This window comes from Klebsiella sp. HMSC16C06 (genome assembly GCF_001808325.1).
GTDB classification, from domain to species: Bacteria; Pseudomonadota; Gammaproteobacteria; order Enterobacterales; family Enterobacteriaceae; genus Klebsiella; species Klebsiella variicola.
In genome coordinates, this window is sequence record NZ_KV792974.1 from 1 (window position 1) to 5,403 (window position 5,403).

At 53.4% G+C, this 5,403-nt stretch carries 8 protein-coding genes; 4 read left to right on the forward strand and 4 right to left on the reverse strand.

Going from position 1 to position 5,403, the window contains the following annotated elements; translation table 11 throughout:
* Window positions 1-549: 549 nt before the first annotated feature.
* The 4 genes from HMPREF3142_RS00805 to umuD all read right to left on the reverse strand — a co-directional run bounded on the left by HMPREF3142_RS00805 (window position 550) and on the right by umuD (window position 2,935).
* Window positions 550-855 carry a hypothetical protein gene (locus HMPREF3142_RS00805; protein WP_038992704.1) on the reverse strand — a complete coding sequence of 102 codons (306 nt, stop codon included), beginning with the start codon at window positions 853-855 and terminating at the stop codon, window positions 550-552.
* A gap of 53 nt (window positions 856-908) precedes the next feature.
* Window positions 909-1,160: a type II toxin-antitoxin system Phd/YefM family antitoxin gene (locus HMPREF3142_RS00810; RefSeq protein WP_038992706.1), complete on the reverse strand. Its 252-nt coding sequence runs from the start codon at window positions 1,158-1,160 to the stop codon at window positions 909-911.
* A 78-nt stretch (window positions 1,161-1,238) separates the two neighbouring features.
* Window positions 1,239-2,510, reverse strand: a complete 1,272-nt coding sequence (locus tag HMPREF3142_RS00815; protein WP_070611380.1) for a Y-family DNA polymerase — start codon at window positions 2,508-2,510, stop codon at window positions 1,239-1,241.
* The gene (umuD, locus tag HMPREF3142_RS00820) at window positions 2,510-2,935 is read right to left on the reverse strand and encodes a translesion error-prone DNA polymerase V autoproteolytic subunit (protein WP_001776124.1); all 426 of its coding nucleotides are present in this window, start codon (window positions 2,933-2,935) and stop codon (window positions 2,510-2,512) included. The genes HMPREF3142_RS00815 and umuD overlap by 1 nt, the downstream gene beginning before the upstream one ends.
* A gap of 214 nt (window positions 2,936-3,149) precedes the next feature.
* Between umuD and HMPREF3142_RS00825 the strand changes: the two genes are divergently transcribed.
* The 4 genes from HMPREF3142_RS00825 to HMPREF3142_RS00840 all read left to right on the forward strand — a co-directional run bounded on the left by HMPREF3142_RS00825 (window position 3,150) and on the right by HMPREF3142_RS00840 (window position 5,171).
* Window positions 3,150-3,380, forward strand: coding sequence for a hypothetical protein (locus HMPREF3142_RS00825; RefSeq protein ID WP_004206779.1), 231 nt, complete (start codon window positions 3,150-3,152; stop codon window positions 3,378-3,380).
* A 522-nt stretch (window positions 3,381-3,902) separates the two neighbouring features.
* Window positions 3,903-4,328, forward strand: coding sequence for an antirestriction protein (locus HMPREF3142_RS00830; protein WP_004118478.1), 426 nt, complete (start codon window positions 3,903-3,905; stop codon window positions 4,326-4,328).
* 236 nt (window positions 4,329-4,564) lie between these two features.
* Window positions 4,565-4,819, forward strand: a complete 255-nt coding sequence (locus HMPREF3142_RS00835) for a DNA polymerase III subunit theta (RefSeq protein ID WP_032420958.1) — start codon at window positions 4,565-4,567, stop codon at window positions 4,817-4,819.
* A gap of 34 nt (window positions 4,820-4,853) precedes the next feature.
* A complete protein-coding gene (locus HMPREF3142_RS00840; protein WP_032420959.1) occupies window positions 4,854-5,171 on the forward strand; it encodes a hypothetical protein in 318 nt (105 codons plus the stop codon).
* Window positions 5,172-5,403 lie beyond the last annotated feature (232 nt).

Genomic DNA, 5,403 nt, shown 5'->3' on the forward strand with positions numbered 1-5,403 from the left:
CTGGGACCACGGTCCCACCTGCATCGTCGGTCAGGTAATCTGCCTGGGAGCACGGTCCCACCTGCATCGTCGGCACATTATTAGTTTGGGACAACGGTTAAGCAATGCCTGTCACGAACAGGTATTGGCTTGTCGCCAGCAATCTGTTGAGCGGAGTAATCACGCAGCAGGGCGGCTATTACAGGTGATGGTGAAAGCTCTGTTGGGATCTGAACGAAGCATGTTGAGTGAAATTTGCAAAATTTCGCGGGGTGTGCGGCTTAATTTTAAATTTCCGCCAGCATTTTTAAAACCAGCTGCCGCCGCTGCGCGTTGGCCGGTCCTTCGTCCGGCCGGTAACCAGTCCCGGCCGTTCTTACGACCCTGGATGAACATGGTCCCGTCATCAGCGTCTCCAGTGTGATGTCGTTTGTCACGCCGTCCGAGGGGATATCAGGGACACAACATATGGTAGAAAAAGCAGCTGTCTGAGACACAATATATTGATTATCCACAGTAACGGGGGATAACCGTGTGGGTAACATATTGAAAGTCCAACACGTTATCTGATTAACTGACTTTGTAAACGCCGCTGAACCATGAAAAAAATCCGGGGAAATCATCACAGCGCATAAACATACCGTTTTGTTTTTGGGTGACGGCAAGGAGGCCCCTGTTATCACCACATACCTTGTCAAAGGTTTCCATTCCTATCCTTATCAGGCTCTTTTCGTTATTTTCGGGAGAGATCCGGAGATGTTTTGTCAGCCAGACAGGATAGGTATCAGCGTTACGCGAGTACTGCAATTCAATCACTGAAGCCATTCCCCAGACAGTGAAGAATAAGAAAACCACACCTGCGATTTTGCTACCCATATTGTTCCTTAACATTGATTTAATACATTCCTTGCTCCTCGCACCGGAGCACATCACAGATACTGATTGAGATCCACTTCACGCAGCGGCTGGTTTTGACGTTCTGTGATCAATTGCACCAGGTCTTTTTCGTCCAGCGTATCGAGCATTTGTTCATACAGAGCCGCGGGCACACAATAAAAAACAGGGCGCTTGCGGTCAATAATCGCTACCGGGTAGCCGCCGCCGGCACTGGCGGTGGCCACCGGATCGTTTTTAAGTTCGCTGACGCTGGCAGTCACATCACACAGAATGATGTTTGTCATGGTTCCCCCCTGAGACAAGTCATCTGTATGATCGGTAAAGTAAGCTCTGGCGGCAAGTCCCTTCTGTCATTTCAACGGTCAGAAACGGGCAACCGGCAGCTCCTTCCAGCGGGTGGTATATGCCGGTGACAGCATCTCCCGTTTCATCTGCCAGTCCGGCGCAATACCCCGTCCGGCAAACCAGACTTTCCCGAGTCCGGAATGATTAATACCGTCGAGCACCTTCATCAGCGCATCGCTGTGCGGCCGTGGCTGCACGTCATCGAACAGATTCAGCTGTGCAACGCCGTTCGGGCTGAAATCATTGAGCATTATCCCCGCTTTTGCGTAGCGGTGGCCATCGAGCCAGATCCTGTCCAGAGACCTGACCGCTGCCGCTATAATGTCCCGGGTGTCACGGGTAGGGGTGTTCAGTTTCTCAGTGGCCACGTTACCGTAGTACGGTTCATTAACCGCAAAAGGGGAGGTTTTGATGAAGATGCTGATATGCCGGCAGTACTGCCGCTCACCTCGCAACTTTTCTGCTGCGCGCTCGGCGTACTGGCAGACGGCCTGGCGCATTTCTTCATAGGTGGTGATCCGCTGCCCGAAGCTGCGACTGCAGACAATCTGCTGTTTCGGCGGCGGCGCTTCCTCCAGTGAAATGCAACTCTCGCCGTTCAGCTCACGTACCGTGCGCTCCAGCACTACGTTGAAGTTTTTGCGGATAAACGCGGGGTTCGTCAGCGACAGCTGCAGGGCGGTGGTGATCCCCATAACGTGCAGCTTTTTCGCTATCCGGTTCCCCACGCCCCAGATTTCTTCCACCGGCTGCAGGCTGAGTAATTTTGCCGTCCTGCGTGGATTATCGGGCGACAGCGCCAGCACCCCCCTGAATTGTGGCCATTCCTTTGACGCCCACTGCGCCGATTTGGCCAGTGTTTTTGTGGCGCCGCAGCCGACACCGATCGTCAGTCCGGTTCCACTGAGAACGTGCCCACGCAACTGCCTGCCAAAATCCTCCAGATCCATACATTGGCCAATTCCCCGGGCATCCAGGAAACATTCGTCAATTGAGTATTGTTCGACGCGGGGCGACAGATCTTCCAGCAGGGCGACCACACGGTTACTCAGGCTCGCGTAGAGCTCGTAGTTGCTGGAAAAAACGTACAGTTTTTCAGGAAACTGCGCCTCTTTGAGCTGGAACCAGGGGGTTCCCATCTTTATACCCAGCCGTTTGGCTTCAGCGCTCCGGGCAATAACGCAGCCATCGTTGTTACTGAGAACGACGACAGGTTTGCCGCGCAAATCCGGCCTGAAAACCTTCTCGCAACTGGCGTAGAAGGAGTTGACGTCTGCCAGGGCGAACATCAGTCTGCCCTCCGGGTTTTATGAATGAAGGCCGTCACCACGCCGAAAATTTGCAGCGTTTCTGGATCCGGGTACAGGGAAGGGAAGTCCGGGTTCATCGCCTGCAGGGCTGGCCGCGGCGTCAGAAGCAGGCGTTTTACCGTAAATTCACCCTCAATTTCCGCGATAACAATATCCCCGTGCCGCGGCTGTTCTGCTTTATCCACGACCATCAGATCGCCGGAATAGAGGCCAATATCAGTCATTGAGTTGCCAATCGCTCTGACAAAATAGGTGGAGTGGCGCCGGTGAATGCAGTACTCATTCAGATCCAGTTCAGACTCAGTGTAGTCTGCTGCCGGTGACGGAAAACCCGCAGGGCATCGCTCTGTGAACAAAGGAATTTTTACTATGCTGGCTTCTGATACTGCAGGAATGAACTTCATCGTTTTTTTCCTTCGCTTAAAACTGTATATATATACAGTATTATTTTGCGAAGGCCGTTTTTTTTCAAGTCATCTTGTTGCCGTTGTCTGTAACCATTTGCTGTTCCTGCAAAAACAGGGAAATTTCAGAAGGATCACTGCCAGCCCGGAGAATCGTTATCTAATAAAATGTAATATACTGAAGTACAGTGCATTTATTCTGAGTGGAGTGATTATGAATACGGGTTTAAGGCAGGTTCTGCGATATGCAGGCGTCCCGGTTGACGCCGCTGAACCGGTGCGCCGGCAATTCGGTAGCCGCCTGATTTTAATCGTGACGGTTGCTCTCCTTCCGCTGTTGATTGTTGACGTCCCTCAGTGGATATTTGTGCTCTCCCAGATTATCTGGGGAAGCGGTATGTATATTGGTATCTCCGTGGCCAGTGATAAACCAGATCGCCGGTAAGCTCAGAACGAGAGATCTCCTGGCCCGCTAAGTGACGGGCAGCTGATAAACCGGCGCCGTGCCATCAACACCGGATAAGGACGTCGCCGGCTTGTCGTTGCCGCCGGCTCCGCTTCTCCCGGCCCCATTCCTCCGGTCTGTGGCCTGATTCCTGCGTCTGTCGCGTTGCGACATTTGCTTCCGCTTTTCTCCCTGCGGTCGAAATACGGGTTATAGAAACCTTTTATTCAACCTCCTTCATCGCGACGGGTAGTGCCGTGCCTTCACTTTAGCCCGGCTGCTGCAGATGCAAGGGTTCGCTGACGCCGCCATCCTCGCCCGGTCGCAGTTTTTTTATGATGCTCGCCGTTCTTCCCGTCGTTTTCTCGCTCAGGTTTCGCTCGAAAACCGTCCAGACCAGCTTCGTGCTTTATCTGCGCTGCGGCCTCCGGTGTCGCCCCTGCATCTTCCGCTTTCCGCCGGGCTGTCGTGTCGGCACGGCACAACCCGGTGCCGCAATCTTATGAACCTGTGGAGGTTGCTATGTATCATGCCCGTCAAACCATGCTGAATGTTGAGGAGTCCGACCGTCTCTCGTTCCTGCCGGATCTGTTTGGTAACGATTTTCTGGCCGGAGAGATGCAGGTCTATGCGCTCGCTGAGAAACACATCACCGATTACTGCGGAGGCTTCTGGCATTTCATCCGTATTCCGGAGGGCGGCGGCTACATGATGCCTGACGGTGACCGTTTCCATCTGACTAACCCGGATAACTGGTTTGATCGGTCCGTCAGCGCGGATGCAGCCGGAGTTATCATTACGGCGCTGGCGATCAACCGCCGTATCTGGCTGCACCATGAACGCGGTGATGCTGCCCTGACACGCCACCTGATGCTGCGGGAATCGCAGCTGTGGAATTTCATTGACTCTCATGACGAATGCGCTGCTATTTACGCGGCTCTGGACTGATACTATATCGGGGCGCCCGACGCCCCGTTTAAGGTCTTAGACGGCACGATCTGTGGGGAGCTTACCCGGCTTCGCAGATCGGTGCGGCCGCGCGAAAATCCTGGCAGGCTTCGCCTGCCGGTGAGGCTGTTCGCCACGCCTGCGGCGCTGCGTACTGGCCTCACCTCAACAGGTCGCCAGTTAAGGATTAAGAGCGTAATATCTGCGTAACCTTTCTTCTTTTGCGGAATTTGCGTATGTCGCAGTGGAATATTGCCTCTTTTTCAAAGGAGGAGCAGGACAAAGTTGCCGTCGATAAGGTGGCTGCTGCTGTTGCCTGGCAGGAGCGCATGAACAAGCCCGTCATGCCGGAACTTGTTGAACGGGAACAGCCTGAACACCTGCGCGAATATTTCCGTGAACGGCTCCACGTACATCGACTGAACAGTCAGCAGCTGCCGCGCGCAAATGCACCCGAATATAATAAACCGGGCGATGATCAGCAGAATTGATTTTCTCACTTAGTGTGTCCAGGGAGGGTAATCTGTGCGTATGTCTCTGATGTTTGCTGCCGTGACGCTTTTAACCGGTATTAACCTGTTTTTTATTCCGTTTCAGCCTGTTCCGGCCCTGTGGGGGGCTATCCTGGCCGTTGCTTTTGTTCTGATTAATGTCGTGGCGGATAAGCTGCGCCTCTGGAGTGGTATTGCGTGGATTATCGTTGCCGGCATCATCATAACGCTGATGCTGAAGGGGAAAGAGCCGGGTGACGAATTTCGTGTCCTGATCACCGTTTTCGCTTTCCTGGCTTCAATCTGGTATAGCGTTGCGCAGTTCAGGAAGGAAAATCAGCTCCGTTCCTGACGCCCCGTCTGGTATGCCGCCGGTTTATCATGGCTTCTTTCCGGCGGCATGAAAACATATTCTCTCCAGCCTGCATCTTTACGTTTCCTGTTTGCTCACTGCTGTCTGTCTGCTTTCTCTTTCTCTTCCTGCTGTGATGCCTCTTTTTAACCCTTAAAGGCTTTAAAAGCACACCCATACTGGACACCTTCGGCTCCCGGCCAGCTGCGCTGTCCAGTCGTCGAGCCACACT